Below are 15,992 nucleotides of genomic sequence, written 5' to 3' on the forward strand. Positions count from 1 at the left end.
ATGGGCGTTACATGAGAACCTCCATCAAGACGAAGCTCCTCGCCACCGTGGGCCTGCTGCTCGGGCTCATGGTCGTGGTCGGCCTCGTCGGCATCCGTGGAACCAGCACGGTCGCCGACGAGGCGCACGCGATGTACGTGTACGCCGCCAAGCCGCTGGCGGACATGGGTGTGGCCCGCGCGAAGCTCAACGAGAACCGCGCGTTCCTGAACAACCACATCCTCGAAGGCGCCGACGTGGCGGCCAAGCGCGAGCTCGACGCCAAGATCAAGGCCAACAGCGCGGAGACGGACAAGCGGCTCACGGCGGTGCGCGGCACGCTGCAGAGCGACTCGGCCAAGCGCTCGTTCGCCGAGCTGGCGGCCGCGAGCGACGCGTACGACGCGATCCGCGAGCGGGTCCTCGCGCTGTCGGCGCGCGGCCGCACCCAGGAGGCCTACGCGCTCAACAAGCGCGAGGGCGTCCCGGCGTTCACGGCGGTCGCCGCGGCGTTCACCGAGCTGTTCGACTCCAAGGTCGCGCTCGCGCAGTCCGGGGACGCGGACAGCGTGGCCGCCGCGGCGTCCGCGAAGCGCTTCGCGCTGCTCCTCATCATCGTGGCCGGCGTCGCCGGCTTCGCGATCGCCTTCCTGGTCGCGAACGGGATCGTCAAGGGCATCCGCAAGGTCCTGGGCGCCGCCGACCGCGTGGCCGAGGGTGACCTCGGGCACACCGTCGACGTCACGAACCGCGACGAGGTCGGCGACCTCGGCGACGCCATGCGGCGGATGATGGCCTACCTGCAGGAGATGGCCGGGGCCGCGGACCGGGTCGCCGCCGGTGACCTCACGGTCGACGTGCGGCCGCGCTCGGCCGACGACGCGCTCGGCACCTCCCTCAGCGGGATGGTGGCCAACCTCAGCGACATCGTCGGCGGCGTCAGCGGCAGCGCGACCACGCTGTCGGCGGCTTCCGAGGAGATGGCGTCCACGTCGCAGGAGGCCGGCCGCGCAGTCGGCGAGATCGCCACCGCGATCGGCGAGGTCGCCCAGGGCGCCGAGCGCCAGGTGCGCGGCGTCACGAGCGCTCGCGCGGCCGGTGACGAGGTGTCCGCGGCCGCCCGTCATTCGGCGGAGAACGCGCAGGCGGCCGCCCGAGTAGCCGAGCAGACGCGTGAGCTGGCCCGCGAAGGCGTCGACGCCGCCGAGCACGCCACCCAGGCGATGACCTCCGTGCGCGCCGCCTCCGAGGAGGTCACCGGCGCGATCCAGCAGCTCGCCTCCAAGTCCGAGCAGATCGGCGGGATCGTCGAGACGATCACCGCGATCGCCGAGCAGACCAACCTGCTGGCCCTCAACGCCGCCATCGAGGCCGCCCGTGCGGGCGAGCAGGGCAAGGGCTTCGCCGTCGTCGCCGAGGAGGTCCGCAAGCTCGCCGAGGAGTCCCAGACGGCGGCCGGCCAGATCTCCGGCCTGATCGGCGAGATCCAGGCCGAGACCCACAACGCGGTGACCGTCGCCGGCGACGGCGTGCAGCGGACCGAGGAGGGGGCCGCCACCGTCGCCCGGACGCGCGAGGCGTTCCTGCGGATCGGCGGGTCGGTCGAGGACATGACCGCCCGCGCGACCGAGATCGCCTCGGCCGTCGAGGAGATCTCCTCCAGCGGCCGGCGCCTCGAGCACGAGATCGGAGCGGTCGCCAGCGTCGCCGAGCAGTCGTCGGCCTCGGCCGAGCAGGTCACGGCGGCCACGCAGCAGACCTCGGCGTCCGCCCAGGAGATCGCGGCCTCCGCCGAGGAGCTCGCGGCGACGGCCGAGCAGCTCGAGCGCCTGGTCGCGCGCTTCCAGCTCGCCTAGGGGGAGGACCGGCTCGGCCTGCGCCGAGCCGGTCCCGCTCGGCCGCGTCCGCTCCCACCTGCCGCGGCGCATACTCGAACCCATGGTCCGGACGATCGTGCTCGCCCTCGCAGCGCTCCTGCTCGTGCCCGCGGCCGCCGCGGCGTTGCCACCGGCGAACCCGCCGGACGTGGCGAAGCTGAAGGCCAAGGGCGTGCAGGTCGACTGGCCGCTGACCGCGAGCGTCGAGCTGACCGCGTACCACGTCGTTGCACTCGAGGTGCGCTCGCGCACGCCGGTCACGGTGTCGCTCGTCGTCGTGGGCCGCAACGGACGGCCGCTGCGGTCGCTCGCTCGCAAGACGCTGCGGCATGGCCGCGTCGACCACTACATGGCCGGTCATCAGGGACGACGGCTCGCGCTGCGGCTCGACGTCGGCAAACAGCGGTACTGGAGCTGGATCGTCGTGCGCCGGGACACGCGCCCGACGCTGAGCTGCGAGCACGGGCCCGAGACCGCGCCCACGCTGCAGCTCGGGAAAGGGCTGCGCAGCGGGCAGCGGTTCACGGTCGGCCTGCGCAACGCCGGCCGCTGTCCGGCGGGCGGGACGCTGGGCGACACGCGCTGGTTGCGGCCCACGGCGGCCGGGTGGGAGCCGATCCCGGTCGACTGCGCGTACGACTACGTCATCACGCCCGAGCGCCCGGGCTCGAACGCGATCTGCGACCGCGTCCTGCTGACCGAGGTGATCGGACCGGGTCGCACGTTCACCGAGACCCGCACTGTGCCCACCGGGCTCCCGCCCGGGAGGTATCTGCTCCGCATCGACTCCCGCCCCGAGCTCCCGCCGCTGCAAGCGGAAGTCGACGTCGTCGCCTAAGCCCGGAGCTCGATCCCGATCTGCTCGGCGTCGAGCCGCGCGAGCGCGGCGTTCAGCGCGCCGGCGCTGAAGACGCCCTCGTCACGGGCGTCGAGAAGCGCGGCGCGCTGGGCGTCAAGGACGGCGACGCGGTCGCCGTCCATCCCGGCCGACGCCAGCGCGAGCCGCTCGTCCAGCCGCGCCCGCTCGTCCGGGTCGAAGCGCTCCGGCGCGGGCTTGACCCAGCGCACCATGCGCGGCAGCGTCCCGCCCTGGATGATCAGCGACCCAGCCGCCACCAGGAACGCGATCAGGATCAGCAGCGAGCGCTGCGGCGTGTCCTCCGGAAGGGTCTGGGCGGCGGCGAGGGTGACCGCCCCGCGCATGCCCGCCCACACGACCACGGTGCCCTCGCGCCAGCCGAGCGGCTCGGCGCGGAAGTAGTCCAGGTCGGCCAGCACACGGCGCACGCGCGCGCGGAAGCGCTCGACCGCCGTCTCGGCGTCAGACGCGCGGCGCGTGAGCCGTTTGACGACCTCCGGGTCGCCCTCGTCGAGGCGCGCCTGCATCTCCTCGGCCCGGCGGATGCGCCGCTCGCCGCGGTCGACGCGGCGCGCGAGGCCCGCCAGCAGCGGCGCCACGTAGGCGGCGCGGATCAGCAGCGTCAGCGTCAGCGCGCCCGCCGCGACGGCGACCGCGGTGCCGAGGTCCCCCTCCGCGTCCTCGAGGATCGCCGACAGCTCGAGGCCCATCACGAGGAACACGCCGCCCTCGAGCACGAGCTCGACCGTCCGCCAGTTCTCGGTGTCGGACAGGCGGTGCCGCGGTGAGAGCCGCTCCGGCCCGTGGCGGCCGGTCGCGAGGCCCGCGCAGACCGCCGCCACCAGCCCGGACGCGCCGATCTCCTCGGCCGGGACGGCGGCGAGGAACGGCACGGTGAAGCCGAGCACGGTGTTGACCGCCGGGTCCGCGACGCGCGCGCGGAACCACAGGTTCGCGTGGCCGACGACGAAGCCGATCACCACCGCCGCGGCGACCGCGAAGGCGAAATCGCCCACCACCCCGCCGAACGAGACCGAGGCGGCCGCGCCCGCCACGGCGCTGCGCAGGATCACGAGCGCCGTGGCGTCGTTGAGCAGGCTCTCCCCCTCCAGCACCGCGGTGATCCGGCCCGAGACGCCGACGCGCTTGACGATCGACGTCGCCACCGCGTCCGTCGGGCTGACGATCGCGCCCAGCGCGATCCCCCAGGCGAGGCTCAACCCCGGGATCACGGCGGAGAAGAACAGGCCGAGCAACAACGCGCTCAGCACCACGAGCACGACCGAGAGCCCGCGGATCGCCGTGAACTCGCGCCGGAAGTCCATCGCCGGCATCGACACCGCGGCCGAATACAGCAGCGGCGGCAGCACCACGGTCAGGATCCAGTGCGGCTCGATCTCCACGTCCGGCACGAACGGGAGGAAGCTGACGCCGATGCCGACCAGCACCAGCAGCAGCGGCGCGGCCACCCCGAGCCGGGGTGCGACGGACGTCGCCCCGGCGATCGCCAGCAGCCCGAGGACGACGACGATCAGCGACTCGGTCAACGCCCGACGTTGTATCGCGCGCTCGCACCGGAGACGCAACGCTCAGTGCGTCACTGCATCCGCGCGGTCGACTACGCTCGCTGCGCCGTGCCCAGGCTCCGCATTCTTCGGCCCTCGCCGACCACGAGCCTGCTGGCCCGCGCGCAGCGGGACCCCGAGCAGTACGCCGCCTTCTACGACGCGTACTCGGACCGCGTGCTCGCCTACCTCGCGCGGCGCGTGTTCGACCCGGAGGTCGCGGTCGACCTGATGTCCGAGACGTTCGCGAAGGTGCTCGCCCAGCGCATGCAGTTCCGCGGCGACACGGCGGCGGAGGAGCAGGGCTGGCTGTTCGCGATCGCGCGCACCGAGCTCTGGCACTACTGGCGCTCCGGCCGGGTCGAGCGCGCGGCGCTGGAGCGCTTCGCGATCGAGGTCCCGCCGATGGACGAGGACGAGTTCGTCCGCGTCGAGGCGCTCGCCGGGCTGGACTCGCTGGACGGGCCGCTGCTGGACGCCGTCTACGCGCTGCCGGACGACCAGCGGCGCGCGGTGGACCTGCGGATCATCCAGGAGCGCTCGTACGCGGACCTGGCCGCCACGCTCGAGGTCTCCCAGCAGGTCGCGCGGGCACGCGTCTCCCGCGGCCTGCGCGCCCTGGCGCGGGCCCTGCGCGACGATCTCGGGATGGAGGACGTCGCGTGAGCGACCGCCAGGTGCAGAACGCGATCCGCGACCAGCTCGTGGCCGCGGCCGTGCGCGAGCACGAGACCCGCCCGCGCCCGCGGAGGCGGTGGCGTCTGCGCGTCGCCGGCGTGCTCGTCCTGGGCGGCCTCGGGGTCGCCGCGGGCGCGCAGGGCACCGGTCTGCTGTCCGAGGGCAAGGCGCTGGACCGGCCGTTCCCGGGCGTGCTCGAAGGCCCGGAGGTCCGCGCGACCGACGGCCCGCGGTTGACGATCACCGCCCCGAGCCCGGACCCGCGGTACACGTTCGGCGTCGGCGTGTTCACGTCCCGCACCGGGCAGGACTGCGTGCTGGCCGGCTACGCGCTGGGCGAGCGGCTCGGGCTCCTCCGTGACGGGCGCTTCCACCCGTACGGCGACGACGTCCCCGGCATGTGCGTGGACCTGAAGCGGCTGCCGCGGACGCTGGACCTGATGCAGGTCGGCGGCAAGACCCTCGTGTTCGGGCTCGCGCGTGCGAGCCATACGCCGCCCCCGCCGCTGCTGTACGACGGCAAGCGCTACGAGCCGAAGCTCGGGGCGGACGGCAGCTTCCTGTTCGTGATCGACGCGCGCGTCGACATCAACCGGCTGCGCGAGGTGGGCTCACCCGCCGCGGACGGCGGGTGAGCGCGCCCGTGGGCTAGGAGAACGCCTTCGCGGCCGAGCGCAGCTTCTTCTCCGCGCTATCGGCCTTCTTCTGCGCCGAGCGCAGCTTGGACTTGCTGTCGGCGTCGATCGCCTCGATCAGCTTGTCGAGGGCCTCGTCGTACGTCTCCAGCCCGTCGAGCAGCTTCGTCCGGGCCGTCCGGAGCTTGGAGGACGACGCCTCCTCGGCCTCGACCTTGCCGTGGAAGCTCCGCGTCGCCTTGGCGAACGTGCGCGTGGCGCTCTTGAGCTTCGCCTCGTCGCCGTCTTCCAGGCCCTTCACGCTGTTGGCGTAGCGCTTGGCGGCCTTCTCCCACTTCTTGGCCTGCGTCGCGACGGTCTTCCTGAGCGACGTGTCGTCCGCTCGAGCCGCGCTCGGAACCAGCGCCAGCATGACGGCGGTGATGATCAGTCCGGCGAATGTGGATCGCATGCGGGCGCCGTACCCACTGAGGAGAACGGAAGTGCGAGCAGGACCAGCCGCGCGGTCCGATCGCTGACCGCGCGGCTGCCCGAAGGATCAGCTGTCGTTGCCGGCGCGCTTGAAGTGCAGCAGGCCGAGCTCGGTGGCGAACACACCGTCGGTCCCGCGCGCGGCGCTCTCGGCGGCGATCGCGTGCACCTGCTCCTGCGTCTTGGCCAGGAGCTTGTTGAGCTTCTTGAACGCCTTCTCGTCGAGCTCGAGCGGCGTGCGGGCGAGCACGACCTCGGGATCCTCGAGCGCGCCCTCGTCCGCCGCGGCGGCCAGGTCGGTCACGAGCTCCTGGATCGTCTCGCCGGCCAGCTCACCCCGGAGCCCCGACGGAAGCGTGCGCCACTGCCCCTCGTCGAGGGTCGGCCGGGCGGTGGCCTTGTAGAAGTGCTGCAGCGCGCCGCGACGCGGCTCCGTGCGCACGAGCTCCACGCAGTCGTAGTCGCGCAGCATGCGCACGTGGTAGCTGACGACCCCGAGCGGAGCCCCGAGCTCCACCGCGAGGTCACCGGGGCTGGCGACCCGCTCGCCGAGCCGCTGGAGGATGCGTGCGCGCAACGGATGCGCGAGCGCCTTCGCGATACGAGCCTCGGACGTTTCACCCGCCGGACGCGTACCGTTACTAGATGAGGTTGATGCAGTACTGGGCATGGTCAGGATGCAGACTACCGCTCCTGACGGCCGAATGTGCGTTCCTCACGGACTGCACCGTCCATTTACTAGCAGGTAGCGGGTATTTGCCGACCGCGAACGCCGCCGCTCCATGACTCCAACTTGCAGGAAGTCGGAGCGGCTGATACGTGTCATCGCGGCGATATATAGCTCTGCTATACATTTCTGCCATCGAAGATCTCGCCGCTCAGCTGGAGCGCCGTGTCGCGCTCGTCACGCAGCTCCTGCGCGCCCACGCGCCGCGCGGACGGAGCGTCGGCGCCCTGCTCACGCTCCGGCGCCTGGACGCCGAGGGGCCGCAGCGCGTGACCGACCTCGCCGCCGCCGAGCTCGTGACCCAGCCGACGATGACCGTGCTGGTCAACCGGCTCGAGCAGGACGGGCTCGTGCGCAAGACGCGCGACGCGGAGGACGCGCGGGCCGTGCTCGTCGAGATCACGGAAGTCGGCCGCGCCCAGCTCACCGAGGTGCGCGCCGGCCGGGCGGCCGTCCTGCAGGAGCGGCTCGACCGCCTGGACGACGAGGCGCGTGCCGCGCTCGCCGCCGCCCTGCCCGCACTCGACCAACTCCTTGACGTATGAGCTCTCTGCTGCACCAACCCCGTTCCGTCTATGCCGTCGCCTTCGCGTGCGTCGTGGCGTTCATGGGCATCGGCCTCGTGGACCCGATCCTGCCGGTCCTCGCCGAGGACCTGAACGCGTCGCCGAGTCAGGTCTCGCTGCTCTTCACGAGCTACTTCGCGATGACCGGGCTCTCGATGCTCGTCACCGGCTTCTTCGCCTCCCGCATCGGCCCGCGCAAGACGCTGCTGGTCGGCCTGTTCCTGGTCGTCGTCTTCAGCGCGCTGGCCGGCCTGTCCGACACGATCGGCCAGATCGCCGGCTTCCGCATCGGCTGGGGCCTCGGCAACGCGCTGTTCATCGCCACCGCGCTGTCGGTGATCGTCGGCGCGGCGACCGGCGGACTGGCCTCGGCGATCATCCTCTACGAGGCCGCGCTCGGCCTCGGCATCGCGTCCGGCCCGTTGCTCGGCGGCCTGCTCGGGAACGTCTCCTGGCGCGGGCCGTTCTTCGGCACCGCGGTGCTGATGGCGATCGGCTTCCTGCTGATCGCGGTCTGGCTCGGCCCCGTGGCCAATCCCACCCGCCGCGTGTCGATCCTGGACCCGCTCCGCGCGCTCGGCCACGGCGGCCTGCGGTCGATGGCGATCGTCGCCGTCTTCTACAACTTCGGCTTCTTCACGATCCTCGCGTACACGCCGCTGCTGCTCGGCATGAGCGCGATCCAGCTCGGCCTCATCTACTTCGGCTGGGGCGTCCTCGTCGCGCTGACGTCGGTGTTCGGCGCGCAGCGGCTGGAGCGGCGCTACGGCCTGGTCTCCGTGCTCGGCGTGACGCTCGGGCTGGTCGCGGTCGACCTGTTCTTCGGCGGCATCTTCCACGCCTCCCGGGCGGGCCTGATCGTCGTGATCGTGCTCAGCGGCGCGCTGCTGGGCATCGTCAACACGGTGCTGACCGAGGCCGTGATGGCGGCGGCGGTCGTCGAGCGGCCGATCGCGTCGGCGGCGTACTCGTTCGTGCGCTTCACCGGCGGTGCGGTCGCGCCGTACCTGGCCGGCAAGCTCGCCGAGCACGTGTCCGCCGCCTCCCCCATGTACGTGGGCGCAGGGATGGTCGCGCTGTCGGTCGCCGCGCTCGCGCTGTCGCGGCGGCACCTGCATCACCGCGGGCCGGTCGTCGTCAGCCCGGCGTGAGAGCATGCGCGGCCAGTGGTCGGCCGCGCCCGTGAACTCGCCCGCCTCAAAGACGCGCTCGGTCGGCTCCCCGCCGTCGTCGCGCTCACCGGCGAGCCCGGCATCGGCAAGTCCCGGCTGCTCGGCGCCCTGCGCGACGAGGCCGCCGGGGCGCTCGTGCTGAGCGGGCGGGCGGCGGAGTTCGAGCGCGAGCTGCCGTACGGGCCGCTCGTCGACGCGCTCGACGCGCACCTCGCCAGCCTCGACGACACGAAGCTGCGCGGGCTGGACACCGAGCAGCTCGGCGGGATCTTCCCCGCGCTCGCGGACCGCGCGGGCGCGACGCCGACGCTCGCGGTCGAGCGCTACCGCTCGCACCGCGCGGTGATCGAGCTGCTGGCCCGGCTGGCGGCGACGAAGCCGCTGGTGCTCACGCTCGACGACATGCATCACGCGGACCCCGCCTCTCTGGAGCTGCTGCTCGCGCTGGTCCGGCGTCCGCCCGCCGGGCGCGTGCTCGTGGCGGTCGCGATGCGGCCGCCCGCGCCGGACGGGCTCCGGGACGGCGACGCGTTGATCCGGATCGACCTCGGCCCGCTGGACCCCGACGAGGCGTTGGAGCTGATCGGCACGGCGCTACCGGCCGCGCAGCGCGACGCGGTGCTGCGCGAGAGCGGCGGCAACCCGTTCTACATCGAGCAGCTCGTGCGCGCGGGCGCGACGCTGCCGGGCAGCGTCGCGGAGGCGATCGCGGGCGAGCTGCGGACGCTGGACGCCGTCCCACGCCGGTTGCTGGAGGGCGCGGCGGTGGCCGGCGATCCGTTCGAGCCCGAGCTGGCCGCGGCCGCGGCGGACCTCGAGGAGCCGCTCGCGCCGCTGGACGCGCTGCTCGCCTCCGGCCTCGTGCGCGCGACCGACGTCCCGCGCCAGTTCGCGTTCCGGCACCCGCTCGTGCACCGCGCGGTCTACGAGGGCGCGCCCGGTGGCTGGCGGCTCGCGGCCCACGGCCGCGTCGCCCAGGCGCTGGCGGGCCGCGGCGCGCCGCCCCCGGTGCTCGCCCACCACGTCGAGTTCTCCGCCCCGCCCGGGGACGCGCAGGCGATCGCCCTCCTGCGGGCCGCCGGGGACATGATCCGCCCGCGCACGCCCGCGAGCGCCGCGCGCTGGTACGAGGCGGCGCTGCGGCTGGCCTCGGGCGCCGAGCTCGATCCCGCCGTCGGCGGTGAGACGCGGCGCGCGATCCTGAAGGACCTCGCGCAGGCCGAGGCGGCCGCCGGCCGGCTGGAGCGGAGCCGCCGCGCGCTGTTGGAAGCGCTCGTGCTGGTCGACCCCGCGTCGCCCGAGCTCGTGACGCTCGTGACCCGCTGCGCGGCGGTGGAGCACTGGCTCGGCCGGCACGAGGACGCGCGCCGCCGGCTGCAGGCCGCGCTCGCGCAGCACGGCGAGTCGCAGGCGCTGCGGCTCGCGCTCGCCTTCGACGCGCTCTATGGGCTCGACCTCGCCACCAGCGCCGAGCGCGCCCGCTCCGCGCTCGACGGTCCCGACCGCGGCGCCAGCGCCTCCGCCGAGGCGCTCCTCGCGCTCGTGCTCGCCGCGTCCGGGCAGCGGGCGGCCGCCGAGCAGGCCGTCGAGGCGGCGACCGGCACGCTCGACGAGCTCGACGACCGCACCGTCGCCGCGCACCTGGAGGCGTTCTGGTACCTGGCCTGGGCGGAGTCCTTCCTGGATCGCTTCGACGCCTCGATCGAGCACGGTCGCCGCGGGCTGGAGCTGTCGCGCGCGACGGGCCAGGACTGGCTGCTCGTGCCGCTGACGCTCGCATCCGTGTTCCCGTACGAGATGCAGGGCCGCGTCGACGACGCGTGCGAGGCGGGCGCCGCCGCCGTCGACGCCGCGCGGCTGGCCGGCAACCCGCACTACCTCGCGTGGGCGCTGTGGGAATACGGGCTGGCGCTCTGGTACCACGGCGACACGTCGGGCGCACGGGCCGCGTTCGAGGAGAGCCACGCGCGCGCGACGGAAACCGGCCGGCTCCTGCTGTGGGAGAGCGAGCCGGGCTGGGCGTTCGGCACCGTGCTCGCCGAGGAGGGCGACGTCGTCGCGAGCCGCGCGATCCAGCTGCGCTGGTGCGGCGGGTTCGAGCTGCGCCACGTGATGCCCGCCGAGCACAGCATCGCCTGGGACATCTTCGTCGACAACGCGCTCGCGCTGGACGACCTGGAGGAGGCCGAGGCCATGGCCGCGCGACTGGACGCGCACGCGCCGGAGATCCGCCGCCCGCTGGCGCAGGTCCTCGGCCACCGCTCCCGCGGCGCGGTCCGGCTCGCGCGCGAGGACGCGGACGGCGCGGCCGCGAGCGCGCGGGCCGCGATCGCGGTCGCCGAGCCCGCCGGGCTGGTGTTGGAGGCGCTCCGTGCGCGGATGCTGCTCGCCGCCGCGCTCGCGGACACCGATCGCGCGACCGCGGTGCGGGAGCTGCGCGCGGCCGAGCAGGCGCTCGACGCGGGCGGCGCCCACCTCCTGCGCGACCGCGCGCGCCGCGAGCTGCGCCGCCTCGGCCACCGCGTCGACGCCGCCCGCCGCCGCGAGCCCGCCGGGCTGGAAGGCCTTTCCGCACGCGAGCACGAGGTCGTCGCGCTCGTGGCCGCCGGCCACAGCAACCCGGCCATCGCCGCCGAGCTGTTCCTGTCGGTGAAGACCGTCGAGACGCACCTGCGCAACGTCTTCGGCAAGCTCGGCGTGACCTCGCGCGCCGAGGTGGCCGCGGCGTTCGCGCGCGCTCAGGCGTAGGCGCGGGCCATGTAGGCCGCGACCTCGGCCCGGGAGCGCACGCCGAGCTTGCTGAAGATGTTCGTGAGGTGGCCCTCGATCGTCTTCTCGGCGAGGAAGAGCGTCCCGGCGATCTCGCGGTTGCTGCGGCCCTGCGCGACCAGCTCGGCGATCTCCCGCTCGCGGCCGGAAAGCTCACCGCGCGCGAAGCGGCGTTGCCGGCCGGGCGCGGCGTGGCCGAGGCGGCGCAGCTCGCGCGCGGCTTCGTCGTGCAGGCGCTGGGCGCCCGGGACGGCCTGCGCGGCCACGAGGTCCTCGGTGGAGCCGAGGGCCAGGCCGCGGATGAGGTGGCCTTCGGCCGCGTAGAGCGGGAACGGCGAGTCGGCGGCGGCCAGCGCGGCCGCGCCCTCGCGGTCGCCGGCCAGCAGCGCGAAGCGGGCGCGCGCGTTGCCGACCATCGCCTGCGGCACCTGCAGCGGCAGCCCCTGGACGAGCGCCCACGCGCGCTCGACGCACTCCACGGCGGCGGCCGGGCGGCCCAGCATCCCCTCCGCGAAGCCCTGCACGACGAGCAGCAGCGCGCGGCGGCCCGGATCGAGCTTGTCGCCCGCGAGCCGGGCCTGCTGGAGGCTGCGCTCCGGGCGCCCCGCCTCCAGGAACGTCGCCGCGGTCAGCGCGTGCGTGGCGATCGTCAGGAAGCTCGCGTCCAGCCGGCCGGCGAGCGCCACGGCCTCGTCCGCCGCGTCCAGGGCGCGCTCGCGCTGCCCCATCACCGCCGCGATGTAGGCCTCCTCGGCGCGCGCCCACGACAGCAGCTGGTCGTGCCGGGCGAGGTCGACCGCGCGCTCGGCCGCCTCCATCGCCTCGGGCAGCCGGCCCTGGCGCTCGAGCGCATGCGCCAGCCCGACCAGCATCGGGAGCTTCAGCGGGCCCTGCGCGGGGCGGCGCAAGTGGCGGATGGCGTCCACGTCGCGCTCGCACATGTACTCCGCGAACCCGAGGTAGTAGGCGCTGTCGACGAGCTGCTCGTCGGGGGTCGCGTCGACGATCGCCACCGCTTCCTGGAGTGCCTCCTCGGCGGTGGTCAGCTCACCGACCGTGCCGTGGGCGAGCGCGAGCAGCGCCCACGCGGTCGCGTTGTCGGGCTCGGCGACGACGGCGCGCTTGGCCCGCGACTTGAGCGCCGCGTAGTCGGGCTCGTAGAGCGCGTCGACGAGCAGCGCGACGTCGTGCTCGGGCAGCGCGCTGATCCGCGCGTGGGCCGTCGCGTAGCGGCCGAGCAGGTGCTCGCAGGTGGCCACGGCGGCGATCAGGCGCCGGTCGCCCGGCACCAGGGCGAGCGCCTCGCGCAGCGCCTGCAGCGACTTCTCGAGCTGGCCGGTCGTGGCGAGCGCGTTCGCGAGCGGGACCAGCAACGACCGGCGGCGATCGCGTTTGAGCCGCTGCGCGGCCGCGTACCAGCGCGCGGCGGTCTCCGGCGGCGCCTGGGAGGCCGCCTCGGCGAGCACCGCGACCGCTTCCTCGTCCCCCGCCTTCGCGCAGCGCTCCAGGTGGTGCGCCCGGGCCCGCGCCGGGCCGCTGCGCAGGGCGTCGGCGACGCGCGCGTGGGCGGCGAGCCGCCAGCCCGGCGACGTGTCGTCGTAGACCGCCATGCGCACGATCGGGTGGCGGAAGCGGTAGTGGCGCGGCACGCCGGTGGGCACGAGCAGCCCCGCCTCGACGGCTTCGTCGAGCGCCGCCAGATCCTCCGGGACGCCCGCGGCGGCGACCGCGAGGTCGAGCCGCTCACGGCCGACCGCGGCGCCGCGCACCAGCGCGCGGGCGGGCTCGCTCAAGCGGGCGAGCTCCCCCGCGACCGACGTCGTGATCGCCGGCGGGACGCCGCCCGCGTGGCGTGCCAGCTCGAGTAGGTAGAACGGATTCCCGCCGCTGAGCCGCTGCAGCGCGGCGCCGTAGGCGACGGTGTCCTCGGGGGCGAGCGGCGCGAGCGGCAGGTCGGTGACGATGCCGCGGCGGGTCGCGACGTCCAGCGCGGTCGCCAGCGCCGCCGGCGGACGCCGGTAGGCGAGCGCGATCAGCACGCCCCCGCGTGGCGGTGTGCGCAGCAGCCGGGCGATCGCCTCCAGCGTGTCGGGTTCCGCGTCGTCGAGGTCGTCGGCGATCACGACCACCGGCGGCCGCGGGACCTCGGTGCCCTCGTCGACCGGCACGCCGTGCGCGCGGGCGATGTCCGCCAGTTCCCGCAGCAGCCGCGTCTTGCCGATGCCCGGCTCCCCGTGCACGGTGATGAACGCGGCGGAGGCGAGCTCGCGCACGGCCGCCGTGATCGCTCTCAGCTCTGGCGTTCGTCCGAGGATGTGTCTGACACTAAACCCCTTGAGCGGTCCACCTCAAGGGGATCCTCGTGCGGTTCACATGTGCCGGACGCCGTCCTTCCAGACGTGGCTGACCAGCGGCACGCCCGGCCGGTAGGCCAGGTGGATGTGCGAAGGCGCTTCGAGCAGGACGGCGTCGGCTCGCGCTCCGGGGGCGAGGTGGCCGACGTCGTCCCGCCGCAGCGCCCGCGCGCCGCCGAGCGTGGCGGCCCGCACGGCCTCGTCGGGCGTCATGTGCATGTCGCGCACGGCGATCGCGATGCAGAACGGCAGGTTGGTCGTGTAGCTCGAGCCCGGGTTGCAGTCGGCGGCGAGGGCGACGGTCACGCCCGCGTCGAGCAGGCGGCGGGCGTTCGGGTACTGCGCGCGGGTGCTGAACTCCGCGCCGGGGAGCAACGTCGCGACGGTGTCGCTGTTGGCGAGCGCGTCGATGTCGGCGTCGGTGACGTGGGTGCAGTGGTCGGCGGACGCGGCGCCGAGCTCGACCGCGATCTGCACGCCGGGGCCGTGGCGGAGCTGGTTGGCGTGCACGCGCGGCGTGAGGCCCTTGGCCTGGCCGGCCTGCAGGATCGCGCGCGTCTGCTCGCCGTCGAAGGCGCCGTCCTCGCAGAAGACGTCGATCCAGGCCGCGTGGGGCGCGCACGCGTCCAGCATCGCGCCCTTGACGAGGTCCGTGTAGGCGTCGGCGTCGGCTTCGGGCGGGACGACGTGGGCGCCGAGGAACGTGCGTTCCAGGCCGTCGGCGAGCCTGAGCGCCCGCTCCTCGTCCGTGACGGTGAGGCCGTAGCCGGACTTGGTCTCGACGGTGGTCGTGCCGGAGCGCAGCGCTTCGTGCACCAGCCGGTCGAGGTTGGCCTTGAGCTGCTCGTCACCGGCGGCGCGGGTGGCCTGCACGGTCGTCTTGATCCCGCCCGCCGTGTACGGGCGGCCGGCCATCCGGGCGGCGAACTCCTCCGCGCGGTCGCCCGCGAACAGCAGGTGGCCGTGGGAGTCGACGAAGCCCGGGATCAACGCGCGGCCCTGCGCGTCGAGGTGGTCGGTGCCGGCCGCCTCGGGCGGCGTGGTGCCGACCCAGGCGACCTTCCCTGCCTCGAACACGATCGCCGCGTCGTGCAGCGTCCCCAGCTCGGGGTCGTTGGTGACCAGCGTGCCGATGTTGGTGATCAGCATCCGACGATCGTGCTCGTCACGTCGGCGGCGGTGGCGGCGAAGACGATCGACTCCAGCAGCGTGTCGGGCTGCGCGGTCTCCAGGCGCGGGCTCGTCAGATCCAGGGTGACGAGGTCGGCGCGGGCGCCCGGCTCGATCCGGCCGGCGTCGTCCCAGCCGAGGCAGCCGTGGTTCGTCGCGCCGGTGAGCAGCTGCGCCGCCGTGAAGTGGCCGCGCCGCTCGGTCTTCAGGCGCAGGTTGAGCTCCACCGCGCGTGCCTCCTCGAACAGGTCGATGACCGCGTGGCTGTCGCTGCCGAGCGCGAGCCGCGGGCCGGCGTCGCCGATGCCGTCGGCGAGGTCGCGCTCGGTCGTCGGGCACATGCAGATGGTCGTCTCGCCGAGGTCGTCGGTCGGCGCCAGGTGCGTGGCGTGGACGGCCGTGGAGTCCGGGCCGAGCGCACCGTGCTCGGCCAGGAGCTGCACGGGTGTGAGGCCGTGGGCGGCCAGGCACGCCTCGTTCTCCGCGCGCTGCTCGGACACGTGGAAGTGCAGCGGCCGGCCTTCGGCGAACTCGACGACGGTGTCCAGCTGGTCGCGCGGGACCGCCCGCACGGAGTGGATCGCCGCACCGACCTTCGCGCCGGTGATGCGTGCGACGCGCTCGGCCCACTGGGTCGCGTCGCCGTCGCTGAAGCGCTGCTGGGCCGCGTTCGGCGGCTCGCCGAAGCCGCCCGCGAGGTAGCACGCGTCCAGCAGCGTGAGCCGGATGCCGACCTCGCGCGCCGCCGCGATCAAGGCCTCGGAGCAGTGCAGGTAGTCGAACTCGCCGACCGTCGTGATCCCGGCGCGCAGCATCTCCGCGTACGCGCCCTTGGCGAGCTCGAAGCAGCGGTCGGGCGTCATCGTGGTCGCCAGCGCGTACATGTCCTCGCGCCACGTCCAGAAGCTCCCGCCGCCGCGCTGCACGCGCCCGCGCAGCGCCCGCTGGAACGCGTGCGAGTGCGCGTTGGCGAGGCCGGGGATGGTCACGCCGCGCAGATGCTCGCCCTGGCGCTCGACGCCGGGGCGCACCGCGACGATGCGCCCGCGGGCGACGTCGATCGCGACGTCGGCGGTGACCGCGTCGCCGCCCAGCCACGCGTAGTCGGCGAAGTACGTCGTGACCGCCGCCTCGCCGCCCGCCGCCACCTCGCCGCCCGCCGCCACCTCG

At 74.4% G+C, this 15,992-nt stretch carries 13 protein-coding genes; 7 read left to right on the forward strand and 6 right to left on the reverse strand.

All coding sequences use genetic code 11. From position 1 onward, the window contains the following. The first annotated feature begins 11 nt into the window (after positions 1-11). Both C8N24_RS29025 and C8N24_RS29030 read left to right on the forward strand, forming a co-directional pair. Positions 12-1,835 carry a methyl-accepting chemotaxis protein gene (locus C8N24_RS29025; protein WP_121256799.1) on the forward strand — a complete coding sequence of 608 codons (1,824 nt, stop codon included), beginning with the start codon at positions 12-14 and terminating at the stop codon, positions 1,833-1,835. A gap of 82 nt (positions 1,836-1,917) precedes the next feature. Continuing rightward, a complete protein-coding gene (locus C8N24_RS29030) occupies positions 1,918-2,694 on the forward strand; it encodes a hypothetical protein (RefSeq protein WP_121256801.1) in 777 nt (258 codons plus the stop codon). On the opposite strand, the gene C8N24_RS29035 is transcribed toward C8N24_RS29030, so the two are convergent. After that, positions 2,691-4,262, reverse strand: coding sequence for a cation:proton antiporter (locus C8N24_RS29035; protein WP_121256804.1), 1,572 nt, complete (start codon positions 4,260-4,262; stop codon positions 2,691-2,693). The genes C8N24_RS29030 and C8N24_RS29035 overlap by 4 nt on opposite strands. Positions 4,263-4,349: 87 nt before the next feature. On the opposite strand from C8N24_RS29035, the gene C8N24_RS29040 reads away from it, so the two are divergent. Next, on the forward strand, positions 4,350-4,946 hold the full coding sequence (locus tag C8N24_RS29040) for an RNA polymerase sigma factor (RefSeq protein ID WP_170179498.1): 597 nt from the start codon (positions 4,350-4,352) through the stop codon (positions 4,944-4,946). Further along, on the forward strand, positions 4,943-5,593 hold the full coding sequence (locus C8N24_RS29045; RefSeq protein ID WP_121256809.1) for a hypothetical protein: 651 nt from the start codon (positions 4,943-4,945) through the stop codon (positions 5,591-5,593). Before C8N24_RS29040 ends, C8N24_RS29045 begins: the two co-directional genes overlap by 4 nt. 13 nt (positions 5,594-5,606) lie before the next feature. Here the strand turns inward: C8N24_RS29045 and C8N24_RS29050 are convergent, their stop codons facing one another. Beyond that, a complete protein-coding gene (locus C8N24_RS29050; protein ID WP_121256812.1) occupies positions 5,607-6,044 on the reverse strand; it encodes a hypothetical protein in 438 nt (145 codons plus the stop codon). A gap of 87 nt (positions 6,045-6,131) precedes the next feature. Continuing rightward, complete coding sequence (locus tag C8N24_RS29055; RefSeq protein ID WP_170179499.1) at positions 6,132-6,641, reverse strand: helix-turn-helix domain-containing protein; 510 nt, start codon at positions 6,639-6,641, stop codon at positions 6,132-6,134. Between the two features lie 242 nt (positions 6,642-6,883). Here C8N24_RS29055 and C8N24_RS29060 point away from each other — a divergent pair, with 242 nt between their 5' ends. From C8N24_RS29060 to C8N24_RS29070, 3 genes are read left to right on the forward strand one after another with little or no spacing between them, the layout of a single operon-like run. Further along, complete coding sequence (locus C8N24_RS29060; RefSeq protein WP_211340174.1) at positions 6,884-7,336, forward strand: MarR family winged helix-turn-helix transcriptional regulator; 453 nt, start codon at positions 6,884-6,886, stop codon at positions 7,334-7,336. Beyond that, positions 7,333-8,508, forward strand: a complete 1,176-nt coding sequence (locus C8N24_RS29065; protein WP_121256816.1) for an MFS transporter — start codon at positions 7,333-7,335, stop codon at positions 8,506-8,508. The genes C8N24_RS29060 and C8N24_RS29065 overlap by 4 nt, the downstream gene beginning before the upstream one ends. Positions 8,509-8,523: 15 nt before the next feature. Continuing rightward, positions 8,524-11,277 (forward strand): ATP-binding protein, encoded by a 2,754-nt coding sequence (locus C8N24_RS29070; protein ID WP_121256819.1) that lies wholly within the window; start codon positions 8,524-8,526, stop codon positions 11,275-11,277. Here C8N24_RS29070 and C8N24_RS29075 read toward each other — a convergent pair. Genes C8N24_RS29075 through C8N24_RS34845 form a run of 3 tightly spaced genes read right to left on the reverse strand, consistent with a single transcriptional unit; the run spans position 11,268 to position 15,970 of the window. Continuing rightward, positions 11,268-13,613: a LuxR C-terminal-related transcriptional regulator gene (locus C8N24_RS29075; protein ID WP_342794808.1), complete on the reverse strand. Its 2,346-nt coding sequence runs from the start codon at positions 13,611-13,613 to the stop codon at positions 11,268-11,270. The two genes, C8N24_RS29070 and C8N24_RS29075, sit on opposite strands and share 10 nt — an antisense overlap. Positions 13,614-13,667: 54 nt before the next feature. Then, positions 13,668-14,801: an imidazolonepropionase gene (gene hutI, locus C8N24_RS29080; RefSeq protein ID WP_211340175.1), complete on the reverse strand. Its 1,134-nt coding sequence runs from the start codon at positions 14,799-14,801 to the stop codon at positions 13,668-13,670. Beyond that, the gene (locus C8N24_RS34845; RefSeq protein WP_342794809.1) at positions 14,795-15,970 is read right to left on the reverse strand and encodes a formimidoylglutamate deiminase; all 1,176 of its coding nucleotides are present in this window, start codon (positions 15,968-15,970) and stop codon (positions 14,795-14,797) included. The genes hutI and C8N24_RS34845 overlap by 7 nt, the downstream gene beginning before the upstream one ends. Positions 15,971-15,992 lie beyond the last annotated feature (22 nt).

Origin of the sequence: Solirubrobacter pauli (assembly GCF_003633755.1) — a bacterium.
In the GTDB taxonomy this organism is placed as follows: domain Bacteria; phylum Actinomycetota; class Thermoleophilia; order Solirubrobacterales; family Solirubrobacteraceae; genus Solirubrobacter; species Solirubrobacter pauli.

Excerpts from the sequence above, each read along its gene's own strand:
- C8N24_RS29025 (WP_121256799.1), top strand. The coding sequence starts at position 12 with ATGAGAACCTCCATCAAGACGAAGCTCCTCGCCACCGTGGGCCTGCTG.
- C8N24_RS29030 (WP_121256801.1), top strand. The coding sequence starts at position 1,918 with ATGGTCCGGACGATCGTGCTCGCCCTCGCAGCGCTCCTGCTCGTGCCC.
- C8N24_RS29050 (WP_121256812.1), bottom strand. The coding sequence starts at position 6,044 with ATGCGATCCACATTCGCCGGACTGATCATCACCGCCGTCATGCTGGCG.
- C8N24_RS29065 (WP_121256816.1), top strand. The coding sequence starts at position 7,333 with ATGAGCTCTCTGCTGCACCAACCCCGTTCCGTCTATGCCGTCGCCTTC.
- hutI (WP_211340175.1), bottom strand. The coding sequence starts at position 14,801 with ATGCTGATCACCAACATCGGCACGCTGGTCACCAACGACCCCGAGCTG.